Source organism: uncultured Oscillibacter sp., assembly GCF_910584465.1.
Classification (GTDB): Bacteria; Bacillota; Clostridia; order Oscillospirales; family Oscillospiraceae; genus Oscillibacter.
Genome location: NZ_CAJUBK010000012.1, coordinates 1 through 18713 on the forward strand (window position 1 = coordinate 1; position 18713 = coordinate 18713).

An 18713-nucleotide genomic window follows, 5' to 3' on the forward strand; every position below is an offset into this window, starting at 1 on the left:
TTCAGGTAGTGGCACATGTCGTTCATCCAGCCCATGTTCCACTTGAGGTTGAAGCCCAGGCCGCCGATGTCGGCGGGACGGCTGACCATGGGCCAGGCGGTGGACTCCTCGGCGATCATCATCGCGCCGGGCTTCACGGAGAAGGCCATGGCGTTCAGCTCCCGGAGGAAATCGATGGCCTCCAGGTTCTCGTGCCCGCCGTACTTGTTGGGGGTCCAGGCGCCGCCCTGGCGGCTGTAGTCCAGGTACAGCATGGACGCCACGGCGTCCACCCGCAGGCCGTCGATGTGGCACTCCTCCAGCCAGAAGCGGGCGGAGGAGAAGAGGAAGCTCTTGACCTCGGGCCGGCCATAGTCGAAGACCCGGGTGCCCCAGGAGGCGTGCTCCCACTTGTTGGGGTCGCTGTACTCATAGCAGCAGCCGCCGTCGAACTCGTAGAGGCCGTGGGAGTCTTTGCAGAAGTGGGCGGGGACCCAGTCCAGGATGACGGCGATGCCGTTTTTGTGCATGTGGTCCACGAACCAGAGGAAGTCCTTGGGCGTGCCGTAGCGGGAGGTGGGGGCGAAGTAGCCGGTGCACTGATAGCCCCAGGAGCCGTCGAAGGGGTGCTCCAGCACGGGCAGCAGCTCGATGGCGGTGTAGCCCATGTCCTTGACATAGGCGGCCAGCTCCTTGGCCATGTCCCTATAGTCGTAGAAGTCGCCGTTCTCCCGCTTCTTCCAGGATCCCAGATGGACCTCATAGATGTTCAGGGGGGAATCGTAGACCTGGTGTTTGTCCTGCTTGGCCAGGAAGGCGGAGTCGCTCCATTTGAAGCCGCCGATGTCATAGAGCTTGCTGGCGGTGGCGGGACGGGTCTCACAGTGGAAGGCGTAGGGGTCCGTCTTCAGCCGGGTCTTGCCGTCCGGTCCGGTGATGGCGTATTTGTAGGACGTATACTCCGGCAGGCCGGGGATGAAGCCCTCCCAGACCTCGCCCTGGCGGACGAGGGGGTGGGCGCCCTCGCTCCAATCGTTGAAGTCGCCCACCACGCTGACGCTCTGCGCGTGGGGGGCCCAGACCCGGAAGCTCCAGCCCTGTTCGTTTTTCCGCTGCTCAGGGTGGGAGCCGAACCATCGCCAGCCGTCTGTCAGCGTGCCGGCGTGGAAGCGCTCGGCCTGATCGTGTTTTGCCATAGTCGACCTCCGTATAGAGCCGGGGCGCTTTCCGGACCCGCGGCTGCCGCTTATCGGCGAGCGGCCCGCCGATTTCCCAAACGTCCCTTCGGGACGCCGTGCCCGCCGCACAGCGCACGGCGGACCACGTTTCATGGGTGGCGCTTGGTTATTCCTGACTATTATACTTCTTTTGGAAAATACCGTCAAGGACGCTCCTGTCGAAAATGGTCCCTGTCTTTTAGCATGTTCCCCCAAATCTGCCGCAAGATTCACAATCTTTTTTGTTCATATTCGGCAAATTGCGCAAAAGATGGAGAAGAAATCCAGCCATGTGCCATAAAAAGGGCGGTCCTCCGGTTGATTTTGCCGCCGGGTCCTGCTATAGTGGAGCCTGGCGGTCAAGATCCGGACCGCATCCACCTAATCTCGGCCGATGGGAGGTCTTCCCGATGTTCCATACCTTGACGTCCCTCACGGTGGACGGCTTCCCCCTGTGGGTGGTGCTGCTGCTGTGCGTGGGCGTGTTCCTGGCGTCCTTCATGGACGCGATCGCCGGGGGCGGCGGCATCATCTCCGGGCCCGCCCACCTCATCGCCTTCGGGGATCTGCCCGCCCCCTACGCGCTGGGGACCAATAAGGTCTCCGCCTCCATCGGCACCGTGTTCTCCACCGCCCGTTTCATCAAGAACGGCTATGTGGACTGGAAGCTGTTCGGGCCCTCCATCGCCTTCGCCCTGACGGGCTCGGTGATCGGCACCTGGCTGCAGCACCGGACGCCGGACGCGGTGCTGAAATACATGCTGCTGCTGGTCCTGCCGGTGGTGGCGGTCATCACCCTGCGCAACCACGACTGGCCCGACGAGCCGGGACAGATCGACCCCCGGCGGCAGATGGCCGTCGTCTGGGCGGCGTCCTTCGTCATCGGCGGGTACGACGGCTATTACGGCCCCGGCACAGGGACCTTCCTGATGATCCTCTTCATCCGGGCCGCCAAGCTGGACACCCGCCACGCGGCGGGGGGCGTGAAGGTCATCAACCTCTCCTCCAACATCGGGAGCCTGGTGACCCAGCTGGCCTCGCATTACGTATTTTTGAGGGTGGGGCTCATCGCCTCCGTGGCCTCCATCGCGGGGCATTACATCGGTTCCGGGCTGGCGATCAAGAACGGCAGCAAGATCGTCCGGCCCGCGGTCATCCTCGTGCTGATCCTGCTGACGGTGAAGGTGGGCAGCGAGCTGCTGTTCCCCGAGTTCTGGGGGTGACCCGCCCCTTCCCGCGGCAGCCCCCCCGGCGGACGGGGACGGCGGAGGGGACCGCGCATATCCCAGCGATAGTTTCGTATAGATATTGGAGATGCAGTTTATGGAGAAGACCATCGGCATTTTAGGCGGCATGGGCCCCATGGCCACGGCGGACCTGTTCCGGAAGATCGTCTCCCTGACGGACGCCGTCGGGGACAGCGGCCACATCCGGGTGTACATCGACAGCAACGCCTCGATCCCGGACCGCACGGCCGCCATCCTGGACGGCGGGGAGGATCCGGTCCCCGCCATGACCGACTCCCTGCGGAAGCTGGAGCGGTGCGGCGCGGACTGCATCATCATGCCCTGCAATACCGCCCACTACTTCCTCCCCCGCCTGGAGGCGCAGACGCAGACGCCCTTCCTCAGCATGATCGAAGCGGCGGCGAGGGCCTGCCGGGAACGCTCCCCGGGGGAGACCGCGGCGGTCCTGGCGACGAAGGGCACCCTGGCGGCGGGGCTGTACCAGGAGGCCCTGGCGGCGGAGGGTGTGCCCTTCCTGATCCCGGACGAGGGAGAGCAGGAGGCCCTGATGGAGGTCATCTACCGGGGCGTCAAGGCCGGAGCGCCGCCGGAGCGCTGGCGGGAGGCGCTCCTCTCCGTGACGGAGGGCCTCGCCGGGCGGGGAGCGGACCGCTTCCTCCTGGCCTGTACGGAGCTGCCCCTGGCCTTCCAGGCGCTGGGGACGGATCTGCCCTGCATCGACGCCACCGAGGAACTGGCGAAGGCCGCCATCCGTTTCTGCGGGCGCGCCCTGCGGGCCGGATGAAGGGGGGCATAGAGGCCAGATGTCTGTCTATATCGTCAGACATCTGGCCTTTTGTTCACGATCTTTTCATGATCTTTTCACAATTTTTCCATTTACTCTTTACATTCTCAAAGTGGTTTGGTATAATGTACCCAATTTGGAGAGGGCCCTCGGTGAGAGATCTGTCTAAAAGTGCAGACGCCCTGCCGGGGGAGCCAAAATTTTATTTTTATGAGGTGAGTGTATGAAGAAGAAAAACAACCTCCCCGTGCGGATCCTGGTCGCGCTGGCCGGGGGCATCGTGGTCGGCCTCGTCTGCTACTTCGCGGGCTGGGCGGACCTGACCGCCACGTACCTCAAGCCCTTCGGCGACATCTTCGTGAACCTGCTGAAGTTCATCGTGGTGCCCGTGGTGCTCCTGTCCATGATCGACGGCATCCTGTCCATGGGCGACATGAAGCAGGTGGGCTCCGTGGGCGTGAAGACGGTGGCCTACTTCCTCTGCACCACCGCCATCGCTTGCATCATCGGCCTGATCTTCGCCAACATCTTCAACGGCGCGGGCCTGTTCCCGGACCTCTCCGCGGAGCTGGGCTCGGCGGAGTATGAGCCGAAGGCCTTCGGCGGCTTCATGTCCGTGCTGGTGGACATCTTCCCCAGCAACATGTGGAGCGCCTTCGTCAACGCCAACATGCTCCAGGTCATCGTGGTCTCCCTGTTCTTCGGCGGCGCCATCATGGCCGCCGGCGAGAAGGGGAAGCTCTGCCGGGATCTGGTCGGCTCCTTCTACGCCGTCATCGAGCGGCTGATGGAGTTCGTCATCTCCCTGTCCCCCATCGGCGTGTTCACCTACATGGCGTGGGTCACCGCCACCCAGGGCGCGGCCATCCTGGGCTCGCTGTTCCTGGTCATCCTCTGCGCGTACATCGGCTACATCGTCCACGCCGTCCTGGTCTACTCCCTGTCCGCCCAGGTCTTCGTGGGCATGAGCCCCGTCAAGTTCTTCAAGGGCGCCTTCGCGGCCATGATCTTCGCCTTCACCTCCACGTCCTCCGCGGCGACTCTGCCGGTCTCCAAGGAGTGCGCCCATGAGCTGGGGGCCAAGGACGACATCGCCGCCTTCGTCCTGCCGCTGGGCTCCACCATCAACATGGACGGCACGGCGATCTACCAGTGCGTGGCGACGGTGTTCATCGCCTCCTGCGCGGGCATCCACCTGACCATCGGCCAGATGGTCATCGTGGTGGTCACCGCCACCCTGGCCTCCATCGGCACCGCCGGCGTCTCCGGCGCGGGCATGATCATGCTGGCGATGGTCCTGGAGACCTTGGGCATCCCCGTGGCCTACATCGGCCTCATCGTGGCGGTGGACCGGCTCTTCGATATGGGCCGCACCTGCCTGAACGTCACCGGCGACATCGCCTGCTCCCTCTGCGTCAGCAAGTGGCAGGAGAAGCAGTGACCGCCTGGGCGTCCCGCGGGCTTGGAGGGCGGGACGCGGTCCGGTCCTCTGCAGACCGATCCTATCCCTAAAAAAAATGGGGGACCCATCTCGGGTCTCCCATTTTTTTAGGGGGATCTTCAGGGACGTGAGATAAGATGGCCTCCTGAGGGATATCCCCTATGGAAGGGCCCTTCCAGACCATACACGCAAGGAGGTGGGACGCGTTGACTGAAGAGCGGTTCCGGGAGGCCGTGGAGCGGTACGGCGACACGGTGTTCCGGCTGGCCTACAGCTATTTGAAGAACCGGGCGGACGCGGAGGACGTGATGCAGGAGTCGCTGCTGAAGCTCTATGTAGAGCCGAAGGAGTTCGAGTCGGCGGACCATGAGAAGCACTGGCTCCTCCGGGTGGCGGCCAACGAGTGCAAAAAGCTCCTCCGCTCCCCCTGGCGCAGGCGGACCGGCCCCCTGGACGAGGCGGAGGAGGCCGCGGCCTTCGACCGCCCCGCCCAGTCGGAGCTGTTCCGGCAGGTGATGAGCCTGCCGCCCAAGTACCGGGCGGCGGTGTACCTCTACTACTATGAGGGCTACTCCGTCAAGGAGACCGCCGTCCTGCTGGGGGCCAAGGCGTCCACCGTCCAGACCTGGCTCATGCGGGCCAGGGGACAGCTGCACACGAAACTGAAGGAGGCAGAAGCCCTATGATCGACGAGGGACTGTACCGCGAGACCTTTTCCGGGCTCCGGGCCTCCGGCGAGGCGAAGGAGGAGGTCCTTTTGAAAATGAACGAGAGGAAGACCATGAAGCGGCCTGTGAAGGCCCTGCGGGCGCTGGCGCTGGCGGCCATGCTCACCCTGGCCCTGGCCGTGACGGCCAACGCCGCCAGCGGCGGCGCGCTGTTCAGGGACCTGCGCATCATCTGGCAGGACGGCTCCCAGATCATGCTGGAGGATGACGATGGGAACCAAGTGCTGGTCACCGGCGTCTTCACGGACGCGGAGCTGCGGGACGGCAGGCTGATGCTGACCGTGGACGACACAGAGATCGACATCACCGAGGACATCGAGGAGGACGGCGCCTACAGCGCCACGGTGGAGAGTGCCGACGGCCGGGCGGTGGAGGTCAGCGTCACCGGCACGCTGGAGGACTGGGATATCCGGACCTCCTTCGAGGACGGGGACGCGGACTACCACGTGGCTGAGGAGAGCGGCGCGGCGGGAGGCTCGTTCACCACCGCCACGACCGTCACGGTCGACGACTGAGGGCAGCGGCAGGAGACCGCCGGGGGACCGACAGGTCCCCCGGCGGCCAGCCTGTCGAAAACGTCTTTTCGACAGGCCGAGCAAGTTTTCAGAACTTTTTTGAAAGTCCTGAAAACTTTTTTATTGAAAACGAAAGGGACCCTTCCTGGGTCCCTCTCGTAACTCTCTTCCTTCCCGTCGATGAAGTCTCCTCTGCTTTTTCGACACTCTGCGCCGGGGGACCGACAGGTCCCCCGGCGGGGTCTCATTTTTTGAAGCTGTCCTTCAGGCTGACGCTCCGGTCGAACACCAGGTGCCCCGGCCGGCTGTCCTTGCTGTCCAGGCAGAAGTAGCCCTGGCGCAGGAACTGGAAGCTGGCGGGGGCCTGGGCCTCCGCCAGGGAAGCCTCCACCTTGCAGCCGGTGAGGATCTCCAGGGAATCGGGGTTCAGGCAGTCGATGAAATCCTTGTCGGCGGCGTCGGGGTCCGGGTCGGTGAAGAGGTCGCTGTACAGCCGGACCTCGGCGTCCACGGCGGTGGCGGCGTCCACCCAGTGGATCGTCGCGCCCTTGACCTTCCGGCCGTCGGCGGGGTCGCCGCCCCGGCTCTCGGGATCGTACTCACAGAGGATCTCGGTCACGCGGCCCGCCTCGTCCTTCACGCAGCCGGTGCAGCGGATGAGGTAGGCCCCCTTCAAGCGGCACTCCGGGCCGCCGGGATAGAGGCGCTTGTACTTGGGCACGGGGACCTCCAGGAAGTCATCGGCCTCCACCCAGAGGGTGCGGGAGAAGGTGACCTCCCGGGTCCCGGCCTCGGGGTCCACGGGGTTGTTCTCCACGGTGACGGTCTCCGACTCCCCCTCGGGATAGTTGGTGACGGTCAGCTTCACGGGCCGCAGGACCGCCATGACCCGCTCCGCCGTGGCGTTCAGGTCTTCCCGGAGGCAGTGCTCCAGGAAGCCGTACTCGACGATGTTGGCGGATTTCGCCACGCCGATGCGCTCGCAGAAATTGCGGATGGCGCGGGGGGTGTAGCCCCGGCGGCGCAGGCCGCACAGGGTGGGCATCCGGGGGTCGTCCCAGCCGGAGACCCGGCCCTCCTCCACGAGGCGGCGGAGCTTCCGCTTGCTCATGACGGTGTGGTCGATGCCCAGGCGGGCGAACTCGATCTGACGGGGCCGGCTGGGCAGGTCGCAGTGCTCCACGACCCAGTTGTACAGGGGCCGGTGGGCCTCGAACTCCAGGGAGCACAGGCTGTGGGTGATGCCCTCCAGCGCGTCCTGGATGGGGTGGGCGAAGTCATACATGGGGTAGATGCACCAGTCCGTCCCGTGGCGGTGGTGGGGCAGGTGGTTGATCCGGTAGAGCACCGGGTCCCGCATGTTGAAGTTGCCGCTGGCCAGGTCGATCTTGGCCCGCAGGGTCATGGCCCCGTCGGGGAACTCCCCGGCCCGCATCCGGCGGAAGAGGTCCAGGCTCTCCTCTATGGGCCGGTCCCGCCAGGGGCTCCTGGCGGGGACGCCCACGCCGCCCCGGTACTCCTTGAACTCCTCGGGGGTGAGCTGGCAGACATAGGCCAGGCCCTTCTCGATGAGGCCCTCGGCCTGGCGGTAGTCCTCCTCGAAGTAGTCGGACCCATAGAAGAAGCGGTCGCCCCAGTCGAAGCCCAGCCAGTGGATGTCCTCCTTGATGGCCTCGACGAATTCCTCATCCTCCTTGGTGGGGTTCGTGTCGTCCATACGGAGGTTGCACAGTCCGCCGTATTTCTCGGCGGTGCCGAAGTCGATGGTCAGGGCCTTGCAGTGGCCGATGTGGAGGTAGCCGTTGGGCTCCGGGGGGAAACGGGTGTGGACCGTCATGCCCTCGTACTGCCCGCCGGGGGCGATGTCCTCCTCGATGAATGCGTGGATGAAGTTCCGGTTCTCAGATCCCGGCAGTTTGATCTCGTCCGCCATAGCAGAGTCCTCCCATTTTGCAAAATAAAATGACACTTTATTATACAGGACCGGCGCGGAGATTGCAAGGGCTTTTCCCGGCGCCGGGCCCGCTTGACAGGCCGCCCCGGCGGGATATACCGTTGCGGGACAAAAGATGTCAGATCCTGCCGAACGCCAAAAAGAGAGGGCTTCCTGTCATGCTGTTCGATCCCAAGGGGTTCCCGGTGCCCTTCCCCTGCGTCTCCCTCCTCCTGCTGATCCTGCTGATCCCCAAGACGGGCGCGTCCTCGCTCATCTATTTCCGGTCCTGAGGAGGAGGGGGGAGCGTGAGAAAGCTGATCTTCAAGTGTGCCCGGCTGCTTTCGGTCGTGGGCGGCCTCCTGTACGCGGGCGGCGCGGCCTACCGGCAGACGAACGCCTAAAGGGACCTGGAGCGGGAGGAGGGCACGGGGATGTTCCGCAGTATGCCGGAGTCCATCGGCGTCGCCGTCTTCGGCACGTCCCACGGGCGGGAGGATTTCAAGTCCCCTCCGGAGGGGCGATTTCTCCCTGGCCCCGCAGACGCCTGTATACGATCTGCGGCTCATGCGGGAGTACCAGGACCGCATCCGCCCCGGCGCGCTGGTGGTCATCGCCGTCAGCCCCATGACCCTCTTTTACGAGCCGCCGGACGGCCAGTTCGAAGAGCAGCAGCCCCGGTATTACCGGATCCTATCGCCGTGGAACATCGTGGACGTGGATTTGGGGCGGTCTCTCCGGGGGCGCTCCTCGCCCGGGAGTATGGCGCGGTCCATCTGGACGATTCCCGGGCCCCGGAGTTTGCCGGGCGCTGCGACCCTGACCGGGACATGAGCCATATGGACCTGGAGGGGGCGGAGGGGTCCGACAGCCTGAGCCGGTGTTCGGGACTTTCCAAAACGTCCCGGACACGCATGGTCAAAAACGAGAGGGGCCCAGGGAGGGCCCCCCTCGTGACTCGATCCCTCCCCCCGTCAGTAGGGGAGCTTCGATCTGCCATCCATGAAATCCAGCACCCTCTGGCGCTGCTCCTCGTCTTCGATGACGGCGGGACGGTAGTTGTTCACCGAGGCCCCGGTGTGGACGTAGCAGGGGATGAGCTCCGACGAGACCTCCGCCAGCTCTCCGTCCTCGATCCGGAGGATCGACTGATAGATGACGGTCCGGTTCTTGGGCTGGCGGCTGCCGCCGAAGCAGAAGTTGCCCAGGGAATAGACGATCTCCACGCCCTTGTAGGTCTCCCGGGGCTGGAGCACATGGGGGTGGTTCCCCAGCACCAGGTCCGCGCCGGCGTCCACCAGTACCCGGGAGGCCCGGACCCGCCAGTCCTCCGGCGTGTGCACGCCCTCGGTGCCGCCGTGGTAGAAGACGATCTGGAAGTCGGACTCCGCCTCCGCGGCCTGGATGCGCTTGGCGATGGCCCCGGCCTGCGCTTCGTTCCAGAGGCCGTGGCAGATGACGGCGATGCGGAACCCGTTCTTCTCCAGGTAGAAGGTCCGGCCGTTGTCCCCATACTCCAGCCCGGCGGCGCGGACCGCCTCCACCGTGTCCCGGCTGCCCGCCGCGCCATAGTCTCCCGTGTGGTTGTTGGCCAGGGAGACCGCCTCCACGCCGGAGGAGGTGAGGATGGCGGTGTTGGCCGTGGGGGCCCGGAACCAGAAGGCGGGGGTGGTGCTCTTCTCCTTGGGGGGCAGGGCCCGGTCCGTCAGCACGGTCTCCAGGTTCACCACGGTGAAGTCGTCGGCCTCGAAGATGGGGCGGACGTCTTGGAGGAAATACTCCGGCCCCTGTTTGGCGGCGTAGTCCAGGAAGTTCCCCGCCGCCCGCTTGCCGTGGAGGGAGGCCAGCAGCATGTCGCCGGTGAAGCTCAAGACGATGCTGAAACGCTCCGGGGTCTCGCCGGGCCGGGGCACGGGCCCGGCGAAGGCGGGGAGGTCCGGCTCCCAGAGCAGGGGGTCGTTGGGGTCCGTGGGGTCCCACTCCGCCGCGGAGGCGGGGAGCGCGCACACCAGCAGATGCAAAGCGGCCAGGAGGCCGACCAGGGATCGTTTCATGAGCCTTGCCTCTTTCCTAGAAAAAGATACCGGGTCTCCATCGACCATCTTACCAAGATCCCAGCCGGATGGGAACGGGGATCTCCCGGGCAGGGACGATGCGGCCGGGCGGAGGGAGGTCCCTCCGCCCGGCCTGCCGAGGGAGCGGGCGCATCACGCGGAGGGGCCCGGCCCCTCCCGTCCCCAGCGGACTGGGGCGGGCGCTCATCTCTTGACGAGGGCCAAGGCAGTGTACACGTCCAGGATGCGGCCGAACAGGGGGTCTCCCGGCTTCAGGCCGGAATACGCCGCCAGGGCGGCGGCGGCGCCCTCCGCCTCGATCTTGCCCTGGAGCTCCACGCTCTGGGGGTCCTCCGCGCAGTCGAACCGCAGGGCGGCGGCGGCGCCGAAGATCAGGTGGTCCACCGGCAGGCCGTAGGCGGCGGCGGTGGTCAGGGGCTTGATGAGCCGGTCGCCGGGCTCCAGCTTGCGGATGGGCTCCCGGCCCACGCGGAGCACCTCGTCCTCCAGGAAGGGGTTCTGGTAACGGGCGAAGATCTTCTCCACGTAAGCGTGGTGGGCGTCGGGGTCGAAGCCGAACTCCTTGATGAGGCCCTCGCCGCTCTCGGAGATGGCGGCGTGGACGATCTGGCCGATGGCGGGATCCGCGATGCTGTCCCGGATGGTCCCATAGCCTTTCAGATAGCCCAGGTAGGCGCAGATGGCGTGGCCGCTGTTGAGGGTGAAGAGCTTCCGCTCCAGATAGGCCATCAGGTCCTCGGCGAAGGTCAGCCCGTCGATGTCGGGCTTCTCGCCCTTCCAGGCGGCGGCCTCCACGTCCCACTCGCAGTAGCGCTCCACGGCGGCGTCCAGGATGTTGTCGAAGCTGGGCTTGGGGCAGATGCGGTCCACGGCGCAGTCGGCGAAGCCGATGTTGGCCTCCAGGAAGGCGATGCCGTCCGGATCGAGGTGCTTCAAGACCTCGTTTTTCAGCCGGGTGGTGGTCCGCAGGCCGTTCTCGCAGCACACCACGTTCATCGCAGAGGTGTTCCCGGCGGCCTTCCGGGCCTGGATGCCGCCGGCGATGGACTTGGCGATGATGGGCAGGACGTTGGGGCCCACGGCGGTGGTGATCAGGTCGCACTGGGCCACCCTCCGGGCGAATTCCGGGGAGGTGGAGATGACGCCGTCCACATCGCTGATGGCGATCTCGCCGGGCTCCTTGTCCAGGATGTGGACCGTGTAGGCGTGGTCTCTATTCAGCGCCTCGATGATGGGCTCCACCACGTCGGCGAAGGTGACGTGCCAGCCCGCCTGGCTGAGCAGGGCCCCGATGAAGCCCCGGCCGATGTTGCCGGCGCCGATTTGGATCGCCTGTTTCATAGTGTTCCTCCTTGAAAAGATGGTTTTTGGATGGGGGATCGATCTCTCGGCGGCGCATGGGGAACGCCGCCCCGCCCGCAGAGACAAGGCGGCGTCCCCAAAGGATCTGGGTCACTTGCCGAGCTTCGCCTCCAGCTCGGCCTTCTGGGCCTCGTAGCCAGGCTTGCCCAGCAGGGCGAACATGTTCTTCTTGTAAGCCTCCACGCCGGGCTGGTCGAAGGGGTTCACCTCCAGCAGGTAGCCGGACAGGCCGCAGGCGTATTCGAAGAAGTAGATCAGCTGGCCCAGGGAGCCGGCGCTCTTGCCGTCGGTCTCCACGATGACGTTGGGCACGCCGCCCTCGGTGTGGGCTAGCAGGGTGCCCTCCATGGCCTTGTCCCGGATATAGTCCATGGACTTCCCGGCCACGAAGTTCAGCCCGTCGCCGTCGGCCTCGTCCCTGGGGACCAGCAGCTCGTGCTGGGAAGCGCCCAGGCGGACCACGGTCTCGAACATGATGCGCCGCCCGGCCTGGATATACTGGCCCATGGAGTGGAGGTCGGCGGTGAACTCCACGCTGGCGGGGAAGAGGCCCTTGCCGTCCTTGCCCTCGCTCTCGCCGTAGAGCTGCTTCCACCACTCCAGCATGAAGCGGAAGGCGGGGTCGTAGCAGGCCAGCACCTCGATGGACCAGCCCTTGCGGTACAGCGCGTCCCGCAGGGCGGCGTAGCGCCAGGCGGGGCTGTCGTAAGAGGCGGTGCGGCAGAGCTCCATCATCTTGGCGGCGCCGCCCATCAGCTCGGCGATGTCGACGCCGGCCACGGCGATGGGCAGCAGGCCCACGGCGGTGAGGACGGAGTACCGCCCGCCCACGCCGTCGGGCACCACGAAGCTCTCCCAGCCCTCCTCGTTGGCCAGGGACTTCAGGGCGCCCCGGGACTTGTCGGTGGTGGCGTAGATGCGGCCCTTGGCCCCTTCCCTGCCGTACTTCTTCTCCAGGGCGTCCCGGAAGAAGCGGAAGGCCACGGCGGGCTCGGTGGTGGTGCCGGATTTGGAGATGACGTTGACGGAGAAGTCGTCGTCCCCGATGAAGTCGAAGACCTCCTGCATGGCGTCGGCGGAGAGGCCGTTGCCCACGAAGTAGATATTGGGGGTCGCTTTGCCCCTCTTCTGGTTGTAGTTGGGGGAGCAGAGGTATTCGATGACGCCCCGCGCGCCCAGGTAGGATCCGCCGATGCCGATGACCACGAGAGCCTTGGAGTCGCTCTGGATCTTCTTGGCGGCGGCCTGGATGCGGGCGAACTCCTCCTTATCATAGTCGGCGGGGAGGCGGACCCAGTCGGTGAACTCATGGCCCAGTCCGGTGCCGTTCTGGAGCTTCTCCTGGGCCTCGGCCAGCTTGGCGGCGGCGGTCTCCTGGTAATCCGCGGGGATGAAATTTTCGATCTGGAAGGATCTAACGTTCAGCATGATACAGCTTCCTTTCCGTGAGGTTTCCTTGTTTTTGTGGCTTCCCGCCAAAAGCGGTCCTGAAACCAGTATAACATTTCGGCAAGTCGACGGCAAGACAGGCCGGAGAAAAAGTTGGGAAAATTTTGCGGGGAGCGGATGAGTCAGGGGCCGGGTTGACATTTCCGGGGCGTATCAGTATAATGCAGGGAGGCCGCAGGGCCGTTTCAAAATCGCAGAGGTGGAAGGAGGCCATGGGGAAGACCCATCAAAGCGCCAGGTCGTCGGGAAAGATCCCGCTCTGTCCCGTCCCCACCGCCCCGGGCGGCGGGGGCTCCACCCGCACATCCCTCCCTCCTCGATCCAAGGGGGAGGAGGCTCCCCCTTGAGCATCCCCCTCCAGGGGGACGAAAGACGGGGACGGGGGCTCTCCGCGCGGCGAAGCCGCGCGTCCCCCCGGAGGGGCACTGCCGCGAAACAGCGGAGCGTTTGCGGGGGAGGAGAGGCGGAGGAGCGGAGCTTGCTCCGACGATGACGAGGTGAGGGGAGAGCCGGGATCTCCGAACGGGAGGTCCCGCGATCGAAGGATTCGGCGGATGCCCCTCCGCGTCCGGGCGGGCGCGATACACGGCTTACAAATACGCGGGCGACCGCGGAACAGAGGGGCCGTGACCGCCTCGAGAAGACAAGTGACTGCGCATTTGTCCCCTTAATTTTTTAAATTAGGAGGATCTTATCCCATGTGTGGAATCGTAGGCTTCGTGGGCCATGGACAGGCCGCGCCGATCTTACTGGAGGGGCTCCGGCAGATGGAGTACCGGGGCTATGACTCGGCGGGGATCGCCGTGCGGTCGGAGACGAAGGGCCTCCAGGTCCGAAAGTCCAAGGGCCGCCTCCAGGTCCTGGCGGACCTGACCCGGGACGGGGCGGACCTGGAAGGGGTGCTGGGCATCGGGCACACCCGCTGGGCCACGCACGGCGAGCCCAACGACGTGAATGCCCATCCCCACGTCAGCGGGGACGGCAAGATCGCCCTGGTCCACAACGGCATCATCGAGAATTACCTGGAGCTCAAGGAACAGCTCGCCCGCCAGGGCGTGGCCTTCACGTCCGAGACCGACAGCGAGGTGGTGGCCCACCTGCTGGAGTTCCATTACCACGAGTGCGGCAACATGCTGGAGGCCGTGGGCCGGTGCCTGCGGCGGATCGAGGGGTCCTACGCCTTCGGCATCATCTGCTCGGACTATCCCAACGCCCTCATCGCCGCCCGGAAGGACAGCCCGCTGATCATCGGCTTCGGCGAGGGGGAGAACTTCATCGCCTCCGACGCCACGGCCATCATCCGGCATACCAGGGACGTGGCCTATATGAACGACGGGGAGATCGCCGTGCTGACCGCCCAGAGCGTGGACGTGTTCAACGACGAGCTGGAGCCCCTGGAGAAGGAGCGCTGCCACATCGACTGGGACGCGGCCTCCGCCGAGAAGGGGGGATATCCCCACTTCATGTTCAAGGAGATCCTGGAACAGCCGGAGGCCATGCGCAAGACCATCTCTCCCCGCGTCCGGGAGGGCCGGGTGGTGCTGGACGACATCCGCCTGACGGAAGGGTACGCCCGGGGCATCTCCCATATCTATATCATCGCCTGCGGCTCCGCGTACCATGCGGGCGTCGTGGGCAAGTACACCTGGGAGCGCCTGCTCCGCCGCCCGGTGGAGGTGGTGCTGGCCTCGGAGTTCCGCTACAGCCAGCCGCTGGTGGATGAGCACACCCTGGTCATCGCCATCAGCCAGTCCGGCGAGACCCTGGACACCATGGCTGCCCTCCGGGAGGCCAAGCGCCTGGGAGGCCGGACCCTGGCCATCTGCAACGTGGTCGGCAGCTCGATCGCGAGAGAGGCCGACGACGTGCTCTACACCTGGGCCGGGCCGGAGATCGCCGTGGCGACCAGCAAGGGCTATTCGACCCAGCTTGCGGCGCTGTATCTGGTGGGCCTGTATCTGGCGGATCTGCTGGGGACGGTCGGAAAGAGCGAGTACGACGCCGTTTTGACGGAGCTGCAGGCCCTGCCGGAGAAGATGCAGGCGTATCTGGAGGACTTCGAGGACACGAAATACTTCGCCTCCCGGTTCTTCAACCACGATTCCATCTTCTTCATCGGCCGGAACCTGGACTACGCCATGGGCCTGGAGGGCTCCCTGAAGCTCAAGGAGATCAGCTACATCCACTCGGAGGCGTACGCCTCCGGCGAGCTGAAGCACGGGACGATCTCCCTCATCGAGCCGGGGACGCTGGTGGTGGCCCTGGGGACCTACGCCGCCCTCTTCGACAAGGCCATGAGCAACGTCGTGGAGGTCAAGGCCCGCGGGGCCACGGTGCTGGCCGTCACCACCGAGCGCTTCCGGGAGAAGATGGAGAAGACCGCCGACGCGGTGATCGCCGTGCCGGACACCCATCCGCTGCTCCAGCCGTCCCTGAGCATCGTGCCGCTCCAGCTGTTCGCCTACTATGTGGCACTCCAGCGGGGCTGCGACATCGACAAGCCCAGGAACCTGGCGAAATCGGTGACCGTGGAATAGACCGGGACATGGACAGCCGGGCCTCACAGCCGTGAGGCCCGGCTGTCATCGCCTCCGCCGCCGGGAACGATCCGGAGGGTTCCCCCCAGGCGCCGCCGCGGCGCGGCGGCGGGGGCCGCGCGGGCGGCCTGCCGCGCCCGGCTCCATGGGGAGCGGCGGGTCAGACCACGCCGAAGTGCTCGAAGAGGATGCGCTCCGCCTCGGAGTTCCAAAGGCCGTCGTGCGCGCCGCAGCAGTCCGCCAGGCGGGCGAAGAGCGGGTCCTCCTCCCCCTTCTCCCGGAAGTCCGCGATGGCGGTGAGGGGCATGTCGAACTGGGTATAGGTCAGCTTCTTCCCGCCGGGGATATGGGGGAGGTTTTTCGTGGTCTCCACGATGGAGTCGATGCCGCCCACGTGGGTGACCATGACGGCGGGGCGGATCTTCCCCTCGGCGGCCAGGCGGATGGCCTCCTTGAGGTCGTCCGTGCTGCCGCCGGTGGTGCCGATGATGTGGGTGGAGGAGTAGTGGCAGTTGTAGAGGTTGATGGTGGCGGAGAACGCCTTGTCCGTCGGGCCGGAGAAGAAGTTCATGCACCCGTCATAGCCCAGCAGCCGGTCCCCCATCTCCGCCAGGGCGCGGATGGAGTTGTAGACGAAGATGTCGTCGTACCCCTTCCCGCCGGTGAGGGCCATCAGCTCCGTGAACTGGTCGGAGCATTCGTCGGGGTTGATGTACACCAGGCGGATGCCGCGGGCGGCGGCCAGGGACTCGGGGATGAGCTGCCGCGCCCGGGCGATCCGCTCGCTGGAGAGGTCGGTCACCACCACCAGGGAGGGCTTCTCCTCCAGGGTCATGGGGTATTCGATGGCCCCCAGGCCCATGGGGCCGCAGCCCCCCAGGATGAGGACGCTGCCCCCCGCCTTGATGCCCATATGGTGCTCGTGGCTGTGCCGGTCCGTGTGGTAGTTCCCGTGATAGCCCCCCACGACGCAGCTCATGGGCTCGCCGAGGCTGGCCTCGAAATAGCTCTCGCCGTCGTAGTGGAGCAGGTACCCCAGCTCCATGACCTCCGGCGGGACCACGCAGTAGGTGCAGGCCCCGCCGAAGTATTCATAGGAGTACCCGGGGGAGGCTAGGCTCCCCTTGTAGTTCAGGGCGGGCTGCTGGGCGAATTTCTCACCGGGAGCGAATTCGCCCAGCCATTTCTTCCCCACCTTCACGATGTCGCCGGCGAACTCGTGGCCGATGATGACGGGGCGTGTGTCCACGTCCTGGGGGCAGCGCTTGTGGGCCTTGCCCTGGACCAGCAGCTTGTAGGTGGACATGCAGATGCTGTCGCTCATGACCCGGACCAGGATCTCGTCGTCCCGGATCTCGGGCAGATCGAACTCCTCCAGGCGGATGTCGTAAGCGCCGTAGAGACGCACGCCCTTGGATCTCATGGGTTCACTCCAGGCCGTTGAGCAGCTTGTAGAGCTGGTCCACGCTGGCGTTGTCCACCAGCTTGTCGGTGTCCTCCTCGGTCTCGGCGACCTCGACGATCTTGCCCAGGATGCCCAGATGGTCCTCGCCCTTGGAGGCGATGCCCACCACGAGGCGCACGGTGTCGTCGCCCCAGGCGATGCCCTCGGGATAGGTCATGACGACCAGGCCGGTCTTCTTGATGGCCTTCCGGGACTCCTCGGTGCCGTGGGGGATGGCCACATGGCTGCCGATGGCCACGGAGAAGCTCTCCTCCCGGTCCAGCATGCCCTGGATATACGCCTCTTCCACGTAACCGCTCTCGACCATCCGCCGGCCCACGGCCTTGATGGCCTCCTCGGGGCTGACGGGCTTGCAGCCCAGGAGGATGTTCTTTTTCTCCAGCAGGATCTCGCCGGAGGCGGCGGGCCCCTCCGGGGCGGCGGCCGGGGCCGGGGCGGCGGGAGCGGCCCCGGACTTCCGGGCCTCCAGCAGCTCCTTCACCAGCACGTCGTACTCCGGCGCGCCCATGAAGTTCTTGATGGGGATGATGCGGGCCTGGGGCGCGCGCTGGGCGGCGCGGCCGGACAGCTCATGATGGGTGACGACGATCTGGCAGTCGCCGGGGATCTCGCTCACGGGATGGTGGATGACCTCGATGTCGGTGATGCCGACCTCCTTGAGCTTGTTGCGCACCATGGTGGCGCCCATGGCGGAGGAGCCCATGCCCGCGTCGCAGGCGAAGACGATCTTGCGCACGTCCTTGGCGCTGACGGAGGCGCCGGAGGGAGCGGGGACGGCCTGGCCCTTGGAAGCGGCCTTCGAGGCGGCGACCTGGGCCTGCGCCTCCTCGAGGCTGGCGTCCTTGCCGAACAGCTTGAGGAGGGAGGCGGAGAGGAAGAAGCTGACCGCCGCTCCCACGGCGATGCCCGCCACGTTGGCGAAGTACCCGCCCTTGGGGGTCATGAGCATCTCGGCGATGATGCTGCCGGGAGAGGCCGCGGCCACCAGACCGCCGCCCAGGATGGACAGGGTGAAGATGGCGCAGATGTTGCCCACCATGGGCCCCAGGATGACGATGGGGTTCATCAGCACATAGGGGAAGTAGATCTCATGGATGCCGCCCACGAACTGGATGAGGGCGGCGGCCCCGGCGGAGGAACGGGTCTCGCCCTTGCCCGCCACGCAGTAGGCCAGCAGGAGCCCCAGGCCGGGGCCGGGGTTGGACTCGATCATGAAGAGGATGGACTTGCCCACTTCGCCCATGGCCTGGAGGGCCTCCACCTGCTGGGTGCCGATGGGGGTGAAGACGCCGTGGTTGATGGCGTTGTTCAGGAACAGGACCTTGGCCGGCTCCACCAGGACGGCGGTGAGGGGCAGCAGGCTGTGGTCCACCAGCCAGCCTACGCCGTCCGCCAGGACATCGGTGAGGACCACGCAGACCGGCCCGATCACGTAGATGGCCAGGATCGCCAGCACCGCGCCGATGATGCCCACGGAGAAATTGTTGACCACCATCTCGAAGCCCGCGGGGATATGGCCCTCCATGGCCTTGTCGAACTTCTTGATGCACCAGCCGCCCAGGGGGCCGCAGATCATGGCCCCGATGAACATGGTGCTGTCCGTGGCGGCGATGGCGCCCAGGGTGGCCAGCGCGCCGGTGACGGCGCCCTTCTGGCCGCCCACGGCCTTGCCGCCGGTGTAGCCGATCAGGATGGGGAGCAGGTACTGGAGCATGGGGCCCACCATGCCGTTGATGGTCTCGTTGGGGAACCAGCCCGCCGGGATGAAGAAGGCGGCGATGAAGCCCCAGGCGATGAAGGCCCCGATGTTCGGCATGACCATGCCGCTGAGGGACCGTCCAAATTTCTGGACTTTTTCTTTCATAGATAGACGTCCTTTCTCATGATAGATTTCAGGCCGGGGAGCCGTATGCCGCCCCCGGCCGGGGGGACGCGGGGATCGGGGGTCGGGATCTGCATCCATGACCGGGTCGCCCGGCGG

14 protein-coding genes are annotated in these 18713 nt (G+C 65.9%); 7 read left to right on the forward strand and 7 right to left on the reverse strand.

Annotated elements, in window-relative coordinates:
• The coding region (glgB, locus tag QZ332_RS04830) for a 1,4-alpha-glucan branching protein GlgB (protein ID WP_295763062.1) at positions 1-1175 on the reverse strand (1175 nt) is incomplete at its 3' end.
• 431 nt (positions 1176-1606) lie between these two features.
• On the opposite strand from glgB, the gene QZ332_RS04835 reads away from it, so the two are divergent.
• From QZ332_RS04835 to QZ332_RS04855, 5 genes are all read left to right on the forward strand, one after another.
• Positions 1607-2419: a sulfite exporter TauE/SafE family protein gene (locus QZ332_RS04835; RefSeq protein WP_295763065.1), complete on the forward strand. Its 813-nt coding sequence runs from the start codon at positions 1607-1609 to the stop codon at positions 2417-2419.
• Between the two features lie 100 nt (positions 2420-2519).
• Positions 2520-3227 (forward strand): aspartate/glutamate racemase family protein, encoded by a 708-nt coding sequence (locus QZ332_RS04840; protein ID WP_295763068.1) that lies wholly within the window; start codon positions 2520-2522, stop codon positions 3225-3227.
• A gap of 223 nt (positions 3228-3450) precedes the next feature.
• Complete coding sequence (locus QZ332_RS04845; protein ID WP_295763071.1) at positions 3451-4668, forward strand: dicarboxylate/amino acid:cation symporter; 1218 nt, start codon at positions 3451-3453, stop codon at positions 4666-4668.
• Between the two features lie 206 nt (positions 4669-4874).
• Positions 4875-5354 carry an RNA polymerase sigma factor gene (locus QZ332_RS04850; protein WP_295763074.1) on the forward strand — a complete coding sequence of 160 codons (480 nt, stop codon included), beginning with the start codon at positions 4875-4877 and terminating at the stop codon, positions 5352-5354.
• The gene (locus QZ332_RS04855; protein ID WP_295763077.1) at positions 5351-5911 is read left to right on the forward strand and encodes a hypothetical protein; all 561 of its coding nucleotides are present in this window, start codon (positions 5351-5353) and stop codon (positions 5909-5911) included. The genes QZ332_RS04850 and QZ332_RS04855 overlap by 4 nt, the downstream gene beginning before the upstream one ends.
• A 244-nt stretch (positions 5912-6155) precedes the next feature.
• On the opposite strand, the gene QZ332_RS04860 is transcribed toward QZ332_RS04855, so the two are convergent.
• Positions 6156-7844: a glutamine--tRNA ligase/YqeY domain fusion protein gene (locus QZ332_RS04860; RefSeq protein WP_295763079.1), complete on the reverse strand. Its 1689-nt coding sequence runs from the start codon at positions 7842-7844 to the stop codon at positions 6156-6158.
• A 567-nt stretch (positions 7845-8411) separates the two neighbouring features.
• Here QZ332_RS04860 and QZ332_RS04865 point away from each other — a divergent pair.
• The gene (locus tag QZ332_RS04865) at positions 8412-8678 is read left to right on the forward strand and encodes a hypothetical protein (RefSeq protein WP_295763081.1); all 267 of its coding nucleotides are present in this window, start codon (positions 8412-8414) and stop codon (positions 8676-8678) included.
• Positions 8679-8818: 140 nt separating this feature from the next.
• Here QZ332_RS04865 and QZ332_RS04870 read toward each other — a convergent pair whose 3' ends face one another.
• From QZ332_RS04870 to QZ332_RS04880, 3 genes are all read right to left on the reverse strand, one after another.
• Positions 8819-9898 carry a CapA family protein gene (locus QZ332_RS04870; protein ID WP_295763083.1) on the reverse strand — a complete coding sequence of 360 codons (1080 nt, stop codon included), beginning with the start codon at positions 9896-9898 and terminating at the stop codon, positions 8819-8821.
• A 204-nt stretch (positions 9899-10102) separates the two neighbouring features.
• Positions 10103-11260 carry a mannitol-1-phosphate 5-dehydrogenase gene (locus tag QZ332_RS04875; protein WP_295763086.1) on the reverse strand — a complete coding sequence of 386 codons (1158 nt, stop codon included), beginning with the start codon at positions 11258-11260 and terminating at the stop codon, positions 10103-10105.
• Between the two features lie 111 nt (positions 11261-11371).
• On the reverse strand, positions 11372-12709 hold the full coding sequence (locus QZ332_RS04880) for a glucose-6-phosphate isomerase (protein ID WP_295763089.1): 1338 nt from the start codon (positions 12707-12709) through the stop codon (positions 11372-11374).
• 719 nt (positions 12710-13428) lie between these two features.
• On the opposite strand from QZ332_RS04880, the gene glmS reads away from it, so the two are divergent.
• Positions 13429-15267: a glutamine--fructose-6-phosphate transaminase (isomerizing) gene (gene glmS / locus QZ332_RS04885; RefSeq protein WP_295763091.1), complete on the forward strand. Its 1839-nt coding sequence runs from the start codon at positions 13429-13431 to the stop codon at positions 15265-15267.
• A gap of 160 nt (positions 15268-15427) precedes the next feature.
• On the opposite strand, the gene QZ332_RS04890 is transcribed toward glmS, so the two are convergent.
• Both QZ332_RS04890 and QZ332_RS04895 read right to left on the reverse strand, forming a co-directional pair.
• Positions 15428-16690, reverse strand: a complete 1263-nt coding sequence (locus tag QZ332_RS04890; protein ID WP_295763092.1) for a zinc-binding dehydrogenase — start codon at positions 16688-16690, stop codon at positions 15428-15430.
• Positions 16691-16694: 4 nt separating this feature from the next.
• The gene (locus tag QZ332_RS04895) at positions 16695-18596 is read right to left on the reverse strand and encodes a PTS mannitol transporter subunit IICBA (RefSeq protein ID WP_295763095.1); all 1902 of its coding nucleotides are present in this window, start codon (positions 18594-18596) and stop codon (positions 16695-16697) included.
• Positions 18597-18713 lie beyond the last annotated feature (117 nt).

What these genes read in the sequence shown, in the direction of transcription:
- QZ332_RS04835 (WP_295763065.1), top strand. Translation starts at nt 1,607, where the DNA reads ATGTTCCATACCTTGACGTCCCTCACGGTGGACGGCTTCCCCCTGTGG.
- QZ332_RS04840 (WP_295763068.1), top strand. Translation starts at nt 2,520, where the DNA reads ATGGAGAAGACCATCGGCATTTTAGGCGGCATGGGCCCCATGGCCACG.
- QZ332_RS04845 (WP_295763071.1), top strand. Translation starts at nt 3,451, where the DNA reads ATGAAGAAGAAAAACAACCTCCCCGTGCGGATCCTGGTCGCGCTGGCC.
- QZ332_RS04855 (WP_295763077.1), top strand. Translation starts at nt 5,351, where the DNA reads ATGATCGACGAGGGACTGTACCGCGAGACCTTTTCCGGGCTCCGGGCC.
- QZ332_RS04860 (WP_295763079.1), bottom strand. Translation starts at nt 7,844, where the DNA reads ATGGCGGACGAGATCAAACTGCCGGGATCTGAGAACCGGAACTTCATC.
- QZ332_RS04865 (WP_295763081.1), top strand. Translation starts at nt 8,412, where the DNA reads ATGCGGGAGTACCAGGACCGCATCCGCCCCGGCGCGCTGGTGGTCATC.
- QZ332_RS04870 (WP_295763083.1), bottom strand. Translation starts at nt 9,898, where the DNA reads ATGAAACGATCCCTGGTCGGCCTCCTGGCCGCTTTGCATCTGCTGGTG.
- QZ332_RS04875 (WP_295763086.1), bottom strand. Translation starts at nt 11,260, where the DNA reads ATGAAACAGGCGATCCAAATCGGCGCCGGCAACATCGGCCGGGGCTTC.
- QZ332_RS04880 (WP_295763089.1), bottom strand. Translation starts at nt 12,709, where the DNA reads ATGCTGAACGTTAGATCCTTCCAGATCGAAAATTTCATCCCCGCGGAT.
- glmS (WP_295763091.1), top strand. Translation starts at nt 13,429, where the DNA reads ATGTGTGGAATCGTAGGCTTCGTGGGCCATGGACAGGCCGCGCCGATC.
- QZ332_RS04890 (WP_295763092.1), bottom strand. Translation starts at nt 16,690, where the DNA reads ATGAGATCCAAGGGCGTGCGTCTCTACGGCGCTTACGACATCCGCCTG.
- QZ332_RS04895 (WP_295763095.1), bottom strand. Translation starts at nt 18,596, where the DNA reads ATGAAAGAAAAAGTCCAGAAATTTGGACGGTCCCTCAGCGGCATGGTC.